Genomic DNA, 13,016 nt, shown 5'->3' with positions numbered 1-13,016 from the left:
CGTCCTGCCGACCAGAATGCCCAGCTCGTCGCACAGCTCGAAAAAGGCGTCGCCCTCATACAGCATGGTGCCGCCGACGCGGACCATGTTGGCGCCGGCCTCGCGCATCCGGCGCAGTTCCGGTTCATAGGCGGCACGGTCCGACGACAGCCCGACCGGATCGACCGGCACCCAGCAACCGCCGCGGCAGAACACGCGCTCGCCGTTCACCAGCAGGGCGAAGCCGTTGCCATCCGGTCCGCGGTCGATAGCGAGCGAGCGGAAGCCGACACGGCCGAGGTCCACGTCGACCGATCCAATGCGGGCCACGACATCATGCAGAACCGGCTCGCCATGGCTGTGCGGCCACCAGGGCTCCACGCCCGGCAGGGTCAGGTCGGCGCTGAAGCCGTCGATGCCGTCGAAGGTCAGCGGCGCCGTTTGGCCGGCCACCTCGACCGAACCATTGGTGCCGGGAGCAGCCCCCTCCACCGTCAGGCGCAACGAGAGATGGCCGTCCCGCCCGTCATAGCCGCTGCGCAGGTCGGCGGCGAGCACGCGGCAGGGGCCGCTCTCCTCCACCAGCTCCACCGGGCGGAAGGGGCCGACGGCGTGGATCGGCGGGCACCAGCCCGGCATGTGGCCGAGCAGGGTGGTGCGGACGAAGCGCAACCCCGCCGGTTCGGCCAGTTTCGGGCGCCAGCGGGCGCGGCCCTTCTTCGCCGCCAGCACCGGGTGCAGGGCGTGGAAGCGGATGGACAGCTCCGCCTCGCCGGCCAGCGTCACCGGCACCTCATGGGCCAGATACATGCTGTCGGAGGTCAGGATGCGCTCGCCGTCCAGCCGCACCTCCGCGATGGTGGCGAGGCCGTAGAAGCGCAGGACATGGGGGCCATGGCCGGTGAGGCGGGTGCGGTAGAGGAAATCCCTGTCGTGCAGCGGGGCGGGATCCTCCGCCGACCACAGGCCGGCGGCCTGGAGCGCCTGGGCGGCGGTGCCGGGCACCGGAGCGGAGATGCCCTCCCCGCTTTTCTCCGGTCCGCCGGGCGCCGAGACGGTCAGCGTCCATCCCCGATCCAGAAGGGTCCGCCGCTGTCCCGTGACCGCTCGGATTAGGGCCATGGGTCTCACCCGTACCGGCGGGCCAGACTGCCCATGACGGTGTCGTAGCCGCGCTCCAGCCGGTCGAAGCTTTCGGTCAGGTCGGGCACCTTGCGCCGGGCCACCGTGCGGGCCAGCTGGAACTGCATGGCCTTGGCGCCCTCGGCGATGGATTGGCAGGCCTCCACCGCGTCCACCGGGCCGTCGAGCCAGCGGATATAAGCGCCCAGCAGTTCGAAATTGGCGCCAAGCTGGCGCAGCAGGTTGAAGGCATAGAGGTGGAAATACTCCATCGGCCGGGACAGCAGCCGGTCGAGATGCTCGGGAAAGGCGGCGCGGTAGGCCGTCACCGGGTTGCCGGCCGGGCGGCGGGCGAGATGGCGGCGCAACAGGTCGAGCGACGCGGCGACCAGCGCCCCGCCCTCCTGCGCCTTTCCGCCGGGCTTGACGAACTCGACATAGGGGAAGAGCGGCCCGGCCGCCGCGGCGACGACGCCCTGGTAATCGGCGCCGTCGAGCCGGTAAAAGCCGGCATTGTGGAAATAGTCCATCGTTCCGGCACCTGCGTCGATGCGGACGATGCCGACCGTGGTCTTCACATGGGTGGTGCCGTAGGAGGTGCCGCGGGTGTCCGGCAGGTGGAAGCCGTCGACCTCCACCAGCACCAGACCGCCGTCAGGACTGCGCCGCAGTTGCTCGGCCACATGGGCCTCGACGCTGTCGTAGATCGCCAGCTCCTGCACGCGCAGGCCGTACAGCGTCTCCAGATCCTCCAGCGGCACCTTGAAGAAGGTGAACTGGTCGCCTTCGAAATCCTGGGTGACGGTGAAGCCCAGCATCGCCCGCGGTTCCAGTCCGCGGGCATGCAGCGCCTCGATCCACAGATCGACGTAGCAGTTGGTCTCCGGCCAGATGCGCTCTCCCTGGTGCAGGGGATGGCGGTCGTAGCCGTCGGGGTGGTGCGGCGTCCACATGGCGCCGGTCACCCCCACAGGACCTTGCGCACCGACCCCGGCCATAGCGCGGTGTCAAAGCCGTGATGGCGGAACAGAGCCAGGGCCACGCGCTCCATGCCGAAGCCGACGCAGGCGGTGTGGGCGACGTCGCCATCGGCGCTGTGGATGTCCCACAGATGGCCGAAATGGTCCTGGTGGTAGTTGAAGCTCAGGCAGGCGGTCGGCTTCTCGCTGCTGGTGATCGGGATCAGCAGCTCGAACTTCAGCTTCTGCTCGCGCTGGCTGCTCGACAGCATGGCGCCGGCCCGGCCGAAGAAGGGATCGTTGGCGACATCGACGTCGAGCGGCACCTCCAGCGAGCCCATCATCGCGCGACCGCGCTCCAGCCACAGCTCGCGGAACTCCACCACCTGATCGGGGGTGCCGATGCGGATGTACTCGCGCATGCGGAACAGCTGCATGCGGGCGGGGTCGATCGACGGCTCATGCCGGAAGCAGTAGGAGAAGACGTCGATCAGCTTGCCCTCGCCGGGCAGCGGGCCGCGCCGCGCGATGGTCGGATAGACCGGGTAGCAGGCGGCCGGCGTCATCACCACGTCGGTCGCCACCTGGTCCTCGGTCCAGTCCTGGCCCTCCTCCAGCCGGCGCAGCAGGGTGCGGTGCGCCTTCTCGTCGCCGCCGAAGCTGTGGATGGTGCCGGCGAGATGGGGGAAGCTCTTGAGATACTCGCTTTCCTCGAAATACTGCCGGTTCAGGGCCGGCGGGAAACGCATCACCTCCGCCCCGTCCCGGCCGCCCCAACGGGTGACCAGCGCGTCGAAACGCTCCACCACATCCTCGAAGACGCCGCTGCGGCCATAGAGGCCGTCCACCCCGGTGGGGATCAGCAGGCCGGCGTCCACCAGCTCGTCGCGATAGGCGGCCTGGGCGGCCGTGATGTCGACCATGTTCATTCGAAGGCCCCCGACCCGTCGCGCTGGACGAGAAGCTGGGTGGAGATGTGCGACATGATGCGGTCGTTGCCGATCATGAGCGCGGCGGAATGGGCATCGCGCAGGTGGCGGCCCAGGCTGTAGGGGGTGTCGTTGCGGTAGCCGGCCAGCCCGCAGGTGCGGATCGCCGCCTCCACCACCTCGCGCACCAGCTCCGAGCTGGTGACCTTCAGCGTGCTCATCGCCGTGGCGAAGGACAGGCCGACCAGCTGCTCCGGCGAACCGCTGGCCAACTCGTACTGACGGATGGCGGCGAGGATGACCGCCTTCATCTGCTGCAGCTTGGCCGTCGCCTCGGCCAGCCGCAAGGCCGACGCCGGGGTGGTACCGGGTTTGCGCTTGGCTTCGGAACGGACGAAGGCGCGGGCGCGGCTGACCGCGTCGGCGGCGATGCCGAGCCAGGTGCTGCTCCACAGGATGTGGGTCACCGGCAGCATGGTCTGGGCCGACAGGTCGGCGTAGGGCAAGGGCAGGATCTGGCCGATGACGCCCGCCGCCTCCAGCCGGTAGCCGTCGGAGCAGGTGCCGCGCATGCCCATGGCGTCCCAGCGGGTCGTCTTCTCCAGCCGGTAATCGTCCTTGGTCACCACCACCAGAACCTGATCCGACGACGGCGCGTCGGGATTGCGCCGCGCGGTGACCAGGATCACGTCCGACTGGTCGCCGTAGGAGATGACGGAGGCGTTCTTCGCCAGGGTGAAGCGGTCATGTTCGGCCCCCGGATCCGGCTTGACCGCGCAGACGCTGTTGCGGATGTCGCCGCCGGTCTCCGCCTCGGTCGTGGCGGATCCCAGTAGGAGCTGTTCGGCGGCGATGCGCGCCTTCAGGTCGCGGTGCCAGCCGTTGGTGCCATGGTTCACCAGACAGGCGATCTGGATCTGGTGCATGGCATAGATCATGCCGGTGGCGGCACAGCCGCGGGCCAGCGCGTGGCAGGCCGCCGCCACCTCGAACAGCGAGGCACCGCCGCCGCCGAATTCCGCCGGGATCATGACGCCCAGCAGCCTCTGCTCGCGCAGGGCGTCGAAGGCCTCGGTGGGGAAGCGGCCGTCGCGGTCGACCGCTTCGGCATGGCGCGCGGCGATCCCGGCGCCGATGGCGCGCGCGCGGGCGGCGACGTCGACCTGGGCTGGCACCGAAGCCGGAGCCAGCTCGGCCAGGCCGGCCGGGGCGGCGTTCACGCCTCGCCCCCGTCGACCAGGCCACGCACCGCGTCGCGGATGGCGGCGATGCTCTCGAAGGTGCGGCGGTTCAGCAGCTTCTCGGGAAACTCGACGTCGAACTCCTCCTCCAGCCCCAGCATCAGGCCGACACAGCCATGCGAGGTGAGGCCGGCGGCATAGAGGTCGTCGTTTATGGCGAGCGTTTCGGCATCGACCGCCAGACCGCCGCATTCCGCCAGGACGGAGCGGATGCCGGCGATCATTCCGTCATCGCCTCCGCTGACGCCTCCACTGGCGGCCCCGCCAATGGCGGAAGCGGAAAGTCCGGCACTCTGAGAGCCCATGAAGGACGGATTGGCGTAAGGCGGGCTGGCATCCTGCGGCATTCTCGAATTCCCTCGGGCAGACTTGCTGATCCCAAGCTAGCCACGCCACCCCGGTGCTTCCACTCGGCATCGGTATGGCCGCGCCGCTATCCAAGTGATCGCTTTTTCACCGGTGGGGGTAAGCACAGGGATAGGGTCGGTCGATGGCCCGGATGCCTTTGGTGCTGCCCGCTATGGCCATGATCCTTGCGCATAGGCTCCGGCTCCGACATGAGCCCGGCCCTTGGCCGGCAAGAATCCGGGCCTCTCCACCGGGAGCCGCTGCGCCGCTGGCGGGCAACAGGCTTTCCCGCGAACGAAATTTTTCTTCTCCTTATGTCCACCACTTTCGTATAGCGGAAGGATAATGACTATCTTTTCTTGCCAGCGGAAAAGAAGTTGACGCCGACGCCCCCTGTCGAAAAGCATGCAATGGCCGGTGTGGCCGATGGTCGCAAGCTTCCCTTAACACTTGCACGGCCATGATTGCGCACAATGCGGACTTGCGGCCCGAAAAAGGCCGCCGATCCCCCGGTCAGAGTTCGTGCCGCCCATTTTTCGTGCAGATCGACCAGCAGCCACCACACCCGTTCTCAAGGGACACCGACGCCATGACGACCGCCGCCCCCGCGATGCCACAGCCCGGCTCCCCCCCGTCCGCCAGTCGGTCCGGCGGCACCGGGCGCCGTCTGGGTGTGCGGGCGAAGCTGATGCTGGCCTTCGCCGGCATGGCGGCGATGACGGTCGCGGCGAGCGCGGTCGGCCTGGTGTCCTTCTCGGCGGTCGAGCGGCCGATGGCGCAGATCGCCGACACCAGCCTGCCGGAGATGGAGCTGGCGACCCGTCTGGCCGGCGAGAGCGGCGCCATCGCCTCGGCCGCCCCCATGCTCGACGGCGCCTCCAGCCAGGAGGAGCGGGAACAGCTGCGGACGCAGGCCCAGGAGCGCGCCCGCGGCTTCCTGGCGCTGGTGGACGAGCTGGCCCGGCGCCGGCCGCAGGATCCCCTGTTGTCGGAGGTGCGCGAGACCGGCAACGCCCTGATCGGGACGCTGGACCGGATCAACGACGGGGTGGGGCGGCGCCTGTCCCTGCACGACCGGCGCGAAGCGGCCTCCACCCGGCTGGCCCAGACCTATGACGGGTTCATCAAGACCCTGGCGCCGGTGGTCGATGCCGCCGGTCAGGCGCTGCAGGAAAAGGGCATGGCGCTCGACGGCGGCACCGACCGCGAGATGGGGGCGCTGTCGGACGCCGTGCGGTCGATGATCGCGCTCTACGACCTGCGCGGCGGCATCGCCGGCGCGCTCGATGCGATGAACCGCTCCGGCACGGCGCTGGACGCCAAGGCCATCGGCGAACAGCAGCAGGCCTATCTGGAAGCCTCGTCGCAGGTGACGGCCACGCTCGGCACGCTGGGCGACCGCCTGCCCGCCGATGCCGCCGGCAAGATCGATGCGCTGTTCCTGTTCGGCTATGGCAAGGACAATGTCTTCGACCTGCGCCGCGCCGCGCTGGACGGCACCGAGAACAGCGGCGGGGTGGCCGACCGGCGGCTGGCCGAGCGGCTGGCGTCCGCCCGGACCCAGGCCGCCCAGCTGCTCGGCCTGCTGAACGCCCCGCTGCGCAAGGTGCAAAGCGACATCAAGCGCGCCAACTTCGACATCCGCTCCCAGGTGCAGGAGGCGGTGCAGGATCTGCTGGGCCGCGGGCTGGAGCAGTTCCGGACCAATCTGGAGCTGTCGACCTTCGGCACCGCCCTGACCGGCGCGCTGAACGAGGCGTCGCAGGCCCCCGATGCCGCCCGGCTCGACCTGCTGGAAAAGCGCTTCGCCACCGCCTCCTCGTCGCTCTATGAGCGGATCGGCACGCTGCGCGCCCAGGCGGGCGACAATGCCGCCGGCACCGAGGTGCTGGCTGCCCTGGTGAAGGCGCTGATCGGCTTCGGCCGGGAGAGGAAGGCGTGATCGCCTTGCGCCGCGGCGAAATTGCCGCGATGGCGGACACCGAGCGGATGCTCGCCGAGAACCGGGAGCTGGCCCGGCGCTTCGCCGCCACCGTCGACCGCAAGATCGCCGCGATGCGGGAGGAGGCCAAGGCCGCGGTCGCCGGAACCGACGACACCATCGCCGCCGGCCGCAAGATGCTGATTCTGTTTGCGGTGGGCAGCCTGATCGGCGCCGCCGCCCTGGCCTGGCTGGTGGTGGGCCGCCACATCGTCGCCCGGCTGAGCGCGCTGTCCGATGCCATGCGGGCGATTGCCGCCGGCAACCTCAACGCCCCGATTCCCGCTGCCGGAGGGGATGAGATCGGCGACATGACCCGCGCCCTGATGGTCTTCCGCGACACCGCCAACGAGGCGAGGGCCGCCAATGCGCGGGCCGAGGCGGAGCGCGGCCGTGCGGCCGGCGAACGCCGCCGCGCCATGGTGGAAATGGCGGAGAATTTCGAGACCAGCGTCCGCGGCGTGCTGGACCGCGTCGCCCAGGCCGCCGGCGAGATGCAGAGCATGGCCGAACGCATGAACCACAGTGCCGGCCTGACCGCCGGAGAGGCGACGACGGCCGCCAGCAGTTCCCAGCAGGCCGAGGGCAACGTCAAGGCGGTCGCCGCCGCGACGGAGGAGCTGTCGGCCTCGATCCAGGAGATCGGCAGCCAGGTCCATGCCTCCAGCCAGATCGCCCGAAAGGCCGCCGAGGAGGCCGAACGCACCGACCGCACGGTGGAGGGGCTGGCCCAGACCGCCGGCCGCATCGGCGAGGTCGTCGGGCTGATCCAGTCCATTGCCGGCCAGACCAACCTGCTGGCGCTGAACGCCACCATCGAGGCCGCCCGTGCGGGAGAGGCCGGCAAGGGCTTCGCCGTCGTGGCGTCCGAGGTGAAGGGCCTCGCCACCCAGACGGCGAAGGCGACGGAGGACATCTCCGCCCAGATCGCCGCCATGCAGTCGGTGACGCAGGAGGCGGTGGACGCCATCCGCTCCATCGCCGGCACCATCCGCGAAGTGAACGAGATCGCCGCCACCATCGCCGCCGCGGTCGAACAGCAGAGTGCCGCCACCCGCGAAATCGCCCGCAATGTGGGAGAGGCGGCGGACAGCACCCAGCATGTGCGCGGCAACATCGACAGCGTCGCCGATGCGGCGCGGGAATCGGGGGATTCGGCCAACCGCGTGCTGTCGGCCTCCTCCACCGTGCAGGAGCAGCTGCAGACGCTGGCCGGTCAGGTCGACGTGCTGGTGGGCGAGATGCGGGCGGCCTGACAAGGCCGTAGCCCGCCCGACCGGGGGACGGGCTACGGCCCGTCCGCCAGCTCGCGCAGGGCGGCGGTGTCGCAGCGGAAGCGGTTGGGCCGCAGCTCGTCCAGCAAGCCCTGCCGCTTCAGTTCGGCGACGACGCGGCTGGCGGTCTCGGTGGTGATGCCGAGCACGGCGCCGACATCCTCCCGCCCGAAGAAGTCGCATTCGCCGCGGTCGTCCACCAGGGTCAGGAACAGCCGGGCGACCCGCGCCCGGGCGCTGCCGGTGCCGAGTTCGACCAGGAAGGCGTCGGCCCGCTCCACGGCCTGATGCCAGCGGCGCATCAACTGCTGGTGCAGGTGCTGCGTTTCCTCCGACAGGCGCTGGATCACCGCGCGCGGGATGCGGCAGGTCAGGACGGGATGGATGGCGATGGCGGTGTGGCGATAGGGTTCGCCCAGCGCCGCCTCCAGCCCGGCAGTGTCGCCGGTGCGCAGGAGCCGGACGATGCGCTGGCCGCCGTTGGGCAGATACTGCACCAGCTTCACCAGCCCGCCGCGCACGGTGTAGAGCGCCGCCGGCTCGTCGCCGACATGGTAGAGCGCGGCCCCTGGCGCCACCGTCATCTCGTCGATCGGCAGGTGGATCAGGTTGAAATCGGCTTCCGTCAGGTCGGCGAAAAGCGCCGAGTCCCGGATGCCGCACCCCCGGCAATTCGCCAGCCCCCGCCATGCCGCGTTGATGCTGGTCTTCTTCACGCTCATGTCCATGGAATTGTGGGGCGGCGATGCTGTGGGTACGAACGGTGTCCGGCGCGCAGTGTGGCAGCTTTTTGGATGGGTTCCAAGGATGCGGGGACGCTTTTACGCCGCGCTTTCCGTCACCGGCGGCACTTCCCGCACCTCCTCCCGCAGGGTGACGGCGCCGTTGGTGCGCTCCAGCACCAGCTTGCGGCTGTGATGGGCGCCCAGCCCGGCATGGTGGCCGATGGTCAGCAGGGTGGCGTGCGGCAGCTCCCGCTCCATCAGGGTCAGCAGCTCCTCCTCCGCCGGGGGATCCAGGCTGTCGGTGGCGTCTTCCAGGAAGATCCAGTCCGGGCGCCGGATCAGCAGCCGGGCGAAGCCCAGGCGCTGGCGCTCGGGCACCGACAGGGCCTCGTCCCAATGATCGACGCTGTCCAGGCGATCGACCAGATCGGGCAGGCCGACAGTGACCAGCGCCTCGGCCGCCTGTTCGTCGCCGACCGAGGAGGCGGCACCGGGATAGGCCAGCACCGCGCGCAGGCTGGCATGGGGCAGATAGGGCCGTTCGGGCATGAAGAAGACGCGGGTGTGGGCCGGCAGGGTGATCAGCCCGCGACCCCAGGGCCAGACGCCGGCCACGGCGCGGAACAGGCGGATGGTCGCCGCGGCGTCGCCGCCGATCAGCACGCGGTCACCCGGCCGCACCTCCAGGTCGAAGGGATGGACGATGGCCGTGCCGTTCGGCTCGTCGATGGCGACACCGCGGAAGCTCAGGGTGGTATGCTCGTCCGCCCGCACCAGCTGGATATGGCCGTCCGGCACGTCGCAGACGTCGCGGTCCAGCCGCACCAACGCATCGTGCAGGCTCAGCACGCGCTCCACCGACGCCCGCCATTCGGCGACGCGCGGCAGGTTGTCGATGGGCCAGGACAGGGCGCCGACCGTCTGCTGGAACGCCTGCGCCGTCTGCATCAGCACACCCAGCGTGATCGTGCCGGCGATGTAGCGCGGAGCGGCGACCAAGATCGGGAAGGCGGTGGACAGCACGGAATAGCTGGCGCTGAACACCATCATGTGGCTGAGCGCGCGGGTCTGGCCGTTCCAGCCCCGCACCACCCCAGCGAACAGGCCGGAGAGATGCCCACGCTCCGCCGATTCCCCATGCAGCAGGGCGATGGTCTGGCCGTTCTCGCGGATGCGGGCCAGCGCGAAGCGGAAGTCGGCCTCATAGCCCTGGCGCCGGTTGACCGCATTGACCAGCGGCTGGCCGATCAGCATGGCGATGGTCGTGCCCATCGCGGCATAGAGCAGCGCGACGAAGAGCAGATGGCCGGGCACCGACAGTTCGGCCCCGAACAGCGTGACCGACAGGGTGCCGGACAGCATCCACAGGATGTTGGTGAAGCTGATCAGCAGCAGCGCGCAATAGGTCAACGAATGGCCGAGATCGATGGCCATCTCCGCGGTGATGCGGATGTCCTCGGCGATGCGGCCGTCGGGGTTGTCGTGCTCGCCCGGCATATAGGCGATCTGGTGATGGCGGCCGCGGCGCAGCCAGTCCTCCAGCAGCTTGCGCGTCAGCCAGTCGCGCCAGCCCATCTGCAGCCGGCGCTTCACCCGCAGATGCAGGACGACGATGACGATGTTGTAGAGGATGATCAGCCCGACCAGACCGATCATGGTCAGGAAGCGGTTCATGGAGCGCTGTTCGAGCGCGTCGAACAGCCGCTCGCTCCACAGGTTGATCAGGACGGGGACCGAGACCTGCCCCACCGTCAGCACCACCAGCGCCACGGTCAGCGCCCACACGGTCAGCCGCGACCGCCCGTGCCAATAGCCCCCTGCTAGTCTCAGGAACCGGCGGGCGAAGCCGGCCGCTTCGCCACCGGACCCAGTCCCGTTCCCGCTGCCGCCTGTCTTGTCGGTCATGCCGCCCATCCCGGGCCTCCGCCCTCAATCCTTCACCGTCCGTATAACTAACGAATAGGACGTGACAGGCCGAAAGTACAGGGGCACCGGCGAAAGAAGGCTTAAAGCCTCCCGCTTCTCACAACCTCGGCGAGGAAGCGGTAGCTGTCCTTCGGCGTGCGTTCCAAGCTGTCGTAATCGACCCGCACGATGCCGAAGCGTTTCGACAGGCCGAAGGCCCACTCGAAATTGTCCAGCAGGCTCCAGCACAGATAACCCTTCACGTTGCATCCGTCGGCCAGCGCCTGCGCCACCGATTCCAGATGCTCGCGATAGAACAGCACGCGCTCGGCATCGTGGATCTGGCCGTCCGGCGTCACCACGTCGTCATAGGCGCAGCCATTCTCGGCGATGAAGACGGCGGGGTTGCCGTAGTCGGTGCGGAATTCGGTCAGCAGGTCGTACAACCCCTCCGGCTGCACCGGCCAGGCCATGCCGGTCCAGCGCCGGCACCGGGCCTCGCCCCAGCCGACATCGAAGGGCCGCCCCTCCTCATGCTTCATCGTCATGCGGGAGTAGTAGTTGATGCCCAGCAGGTCGATGGGATAGCGGATCGCCTCCTCGTCGCCGGGCAGAACGAAGTCCGCCATCCTGTCGGCCAGCAGCGCCGGGATTTGTCCGCGCATCAGCCCGTCCAGCGCCACCCGGTTCCACACCGCGTCCCAACGGGCGGCAGCGGCGACATCCTCCGGCCGGTCGCTGTCGGGAACGCTGGGCTGAAGGTTGAGGACGGTGCCCAGCGTCAGGCCGGAGTGCTCCGCCACAATGGCGCGCAGGGCGGCACCCTGCGCCAAATTCTGGTGATGCAGGGCGCGCAGGATGCCCTGTTCGCCCAGCCTGTGGCCGGGGGCGTGCTCCCCCACGCCATAGCCGAAGATGGCGACGACGTTCGGTTCGTTCAGCATCATCCAGCTCTTGACCCGGTCGGCCAGCCGGGCGGTGACGATGCGGGCATAGTCTGCGAAGGGGCCGACGATCTCCCGCCCCTGCCAGCCGCCGGCATCCTCCAGCGGTGGCGGCAGATCCCAGTGATAGAGGCAGGCCATCGGCGTGATGCCCGCCTCCAGCAGGCCATCGACCAGCCGGTCGTAGAAGTCGAGGCCGCGCGTCTCCACCGCCCCGGTTCCCGTCGGCAGGATGCGCGGCCAGGCGATGGAGAAGCGGTAGCTGTCGAAGCCCGCCGCCTTCATCAGCGCGATGTCTTCCGGGTAGCGGTGATAATGGTCGCAGGCGACGGCGGCGCTGCTGCCGTCCATGATGCGGCCTTGCGCCGTGAACGTATCCCACACGCAAGGCCCGCGCCCGTCCGCATCGACCGCCCCTTCGATCTGGTAGGCGGCGGTGGACGCCCCCCAGCGGAAATCCGGTGGGAAACTCAGCGGCTTGGCATCGTCGGCCTGGGACACGGGCTGGCTGAAGCTGTCCATTCATTTCCTCCCACGGGGATGGTTCGTTTTCCCCAGCATGCCCCAGCAGCAACCCGCGCGCCATGGGGCAAGCATGCGGACGGTCCGGGCGCGACGCGGTGGCGCAGCCGCAGGTGGTTGCACGCAGGGGGGCTTGCGGGTCCATCCCAACGGCGTAGCCTTATTTCCAAAGACGGCGGTCAGCCGCTCCGTTTGCGGAGGAAAACAATCATGCCCAACACCACCAAGCCCAACACCACCAAGATCGTCTTCATCGGCGCCGGCAGCGCCGCCTTCGGACTCAGCCTGTTCCAGGACCTCTTCTCCACCACCGAGCTGGCCGGCAGCACCCTGACGCTGGTCGATACCAACCAAGAGGCTCTCGACCGCATGGCGGCGCTGGCCGACGTGTTGAACCGGCACGGGAATGCGGGCCTCACCATCGAGAAGACCACCGACCGCAAGGCGGCCCTCCAGGGCGCCGGTTTCGTCCTGTGCGCCATCGCCATCGATCGCAACCGGCTGTGGAGGCTGGATTTCGATGTGCCGAAGAAACATGGCATCCGCCATACGCTGGGCGAGAATGGCGGTCCAGGCGGCCTGTTCTTCACACTGCGCACCCTGCCGTTGATCGTCGACATCGCCCGCGACGTCGAGGCGATCTGCCCGGACGCGCTGTTCATCAACCTGTCGAATCCGGAAAGCCGCATCGTGCTGGGGCTGTCCCGCTGCACCGGCGTAAAGACGCTGGGGCTCTGCCACGGCATCTTCCTGGCGCGCTGGTTCATCTGCCAGATCCTGGGCATGGCCGAGAAGGAGGTCGATGTCTGGGGCGCCGGGCTGAACCATTTCCAGTGGCTGACCGCCATCCGCGAGAAGGCGACGGGGCGCGACCTCTACCCCCTGCTGCGCGAGCGGGAGGCGACGCACGACCCGTCCTTCACCCCCTTGGCGCGGCGCCTGTTCCACGCCTTCGGCCTGTGGGTGACCCCCAGCGACGACCACACCGGCGAGTTCCTGCCCTATGGCTGGGAAGCCGGGGAGCACGGTTTCGACTTCCGCCACGACGAAGAGGGCCGCGTCATCCTGCGCGACCTGATGGACGGCG

Annotated in this window: 10 protein-coding genes and 1 pseudogene; 3 read left to right on the top strand and 8 right to left on the bottom strand. The window is 69.2% G+C overall.

The annotated features are described in order from the left end of the window. The 5 genes and pseudogenes from I71_RS02875 to I71_RS02855 all read right to left on the bottom strand — a co-directional run. Nucleotides 1-1,101 (bottom strand): annotated as a pseudogene (locus tag I71_RS02875) (glycoside hydrolase family 2 protein); the annotation flags it as partial. Between the two features lie 5 nt (nucleotides 1,102-1,106). After that, nucleotides 1,107-2,066, bottom strand: a complete 960-nt coding sequence (locus I71_RS02870; RefSeq protein ID WP_244433600.1) for a DUF1839 family protein — start codon at nucleotides 2,064-2,066, stop codon at nucleotides 1,107-1,109. Continuing rightward, the gene (locus I71_RS02865) at nucleotides 2,063-2,989 is read right to left on the bottom strand and encodes an amino acid--[acyl-carrier-protein] ligase (protein ID WP_042690219.1); all 927 of its coding nucleotides are present in this window, start codon (nucleotides 2,987-2,989) and stop codon (nucleotides 2,063-2,065) included. The genes I71_RS02870 and I71_RS02865 overlap by 4 nt, the downstream gene beginning before the upstream one ends. Then, nucleotides 2,986-4,209: an acyl-CoA dehydrogenase family protein gene (locus tag I71_RS02860; RefSeq protein ID WP_085940671.1), complete on the bottom strand. Its 1,224-nt coding sequence runs from the start codon at nucleotides 4,207-4,209 to the stop codon at nucleotides 2,986-2,988. Before I71_RS02860 ends, I71_RS02865 begins: the two co-directional genes overlap by 4 nt. Next, nucleotides 4,206-4,577 carry an acyl carrier protein gene (locus I71_RS02855; RefSeq protein ID WP_280109839.1) on the bottom strand — a complete coding sequence of 124 codons (372 nt, stop codon included), beginning with the start codon at nucleotides 4,575-4,577 and terminating at the stop codon, nucleotides 4,206-4,208. Before I71_RS02855 ends, I71_RS02860 begins: the two co-directional genes overlap by 4 nt. Before the next feature lie 590 nt (nucleotides 4,578-5,167). On the opposite strand from I71_RS02855, the gene I71_RS39395 reads away from it, so the two are divergent. Both I71_RS39395 and I71_RS39390 read left to right on the top strand, forming a co-directional pair. Continuing rightward, nucleotides 5,168-6,520 (top strand): hypothetical protein, encoded by a 1,353-nt coding sequence (locus tag I71_RS39395; RefSeq protein ID WP_244433599.1) that lies wholly within the window; start codon nucleotides 5,168-5,170, stop codon nucleotides 6,518-6,520. Further along, complete coding sequence (locus I71_RS39390) at nucleotides 6,517-7,815, top strand: methyl-accepting chemotaxis protein (RefSeq protein ID WP_244433598.1); 1,299 nt, start codon at nucleotides 6,517-6,519, stop codon at nucleotides 7,813-7,815. Before I71_RS39395 ends, I71_RS39390 begins: the two co-directional genes overlap by 4 nt. 32 nt (nucleotides 7,816-7,847) lie before the next feature. On the opposite strand, the gene I71_RS02845 is transcribed toward I71_RS39390, so the two are convergent. The 3 genes from I71_RS02845 to I71_RS02835 all read right to left on the bottom strand — a co-directional run bounded on the left by I71_RS02845 (nucleotide 7,848) and on the right by I71_RS02835 (nucleotide 11,929). Beyond that, nucleotides 7,848-8,555: a Crp/Fnr family transcriptional regulator gene (locus I71_RS02845; RefSeq protein WP_375731168.1), complete on the bottom strand. Its 708-nt coding sequence runs from the start codon at nucleotides 8,553-8,555 to the stop codon at nucleotides 7,848-7,850. A 99-nt stretch (nucleotides 8,556-8,654) separates the two neighbouring features. Continuing rightward, the gene (locus I71_RS02840; protein ID WP_244433596.1) at nucleotides 8,655-10,463 is read right to left on the bottom strand and encodes an ABC transporter ATP-binding protein/permease; all 1,809 of its coding nucleotides are present in this window, start codon (nucleotides 10,461-10,463) and stop codon (nucleotides 8,655-8,657) included. Between the two features lie 101 nt (nucleotides 10,464-10,564). Next, nucleotides 10,565-11,929: a GH1 family beta-glucosidase gene (locus I71_RS02835; RefSeq protein WP_042690203.1), complete on the bottom strand. Its 1,365-nt coding sequence runs from the start codon at nucleotides 11,927-11,929 to the stop codon at nucleotides 10,565-10,567. 210 nt (nucleotides 11,930-12,139) lie between these two features. On the opposite strand from I71_RS02835, the gene I71_RS02830 reads away from it, so the two are divergent. Continuing rightward, nucleotides 12,140-13,016, top strand: an 877-nt coding sequence (locus tag I71_RS02830) for an alpha-galactosidase (RefSeq protein WP_042690198.1), incomplete at its 3' end; no start/stop codon positions are given.

Source organism: Azospirillum sp. B506 (genome assembly GCF_000333595.1).
Classification (GTDB): Bacteria; Pseudomonadota; Alphaproteobacteria; order Azospirillales; family Azospirillaceae; genus Azospirillum.
The sequence above is the reverse complement of the archived record's forward strand: the minus strand, read 5'-3'. Positions and strand labels throughout refer to the sequence as shown.

Excerpts from the sequence above, each read along its gene's own strand:
- I71_RS02865 (WP_042690219.1), bottom strand. The coding sequence starts at position 2,989 with ATGAACATGGTCGACATCACGGCCGCCCAGGCCGCCTATCGCGACGAG.
- I71_RS02855 (WP_280109839.1), bottom strand. The coding sequence starts at position 4,577 with ATGCCGCAGGATGCCAGCCCGCCTTACGCCAATCCGTCCTTCATGGGC.
- I71_RS39395 (WP_244433599.1), top strand. The coding sequence starts at position 5,168 with ATGACGACCGCCGCCCCCGCGATGCCACAGCCCGGCTCCCCCCCGTCC.
- I71_RS02845 (WP_375731168.1), bottom strand. The coding sequence starts at position 8,555 with ATGAGCGTGAAGAAGACCAGCATCAACGCGGCATGGCGGGGGCTGGCG.
- I71_RS02840 (WP_244433596.1), bottom strand. The coding sequence starts at position 10,463 with ATGACCGACAAGACAGGCGGCAGCGGGAACGGGACTGGGTCCGGTGGC.
- I71_RS02835 (WP_042690203.1), bottom strand. The coding sequence starts at position 11,929 with ATGGACAGCTTCAGCCAGCCCGTGTCCCAGGCCGACGATGCCAAGCCG.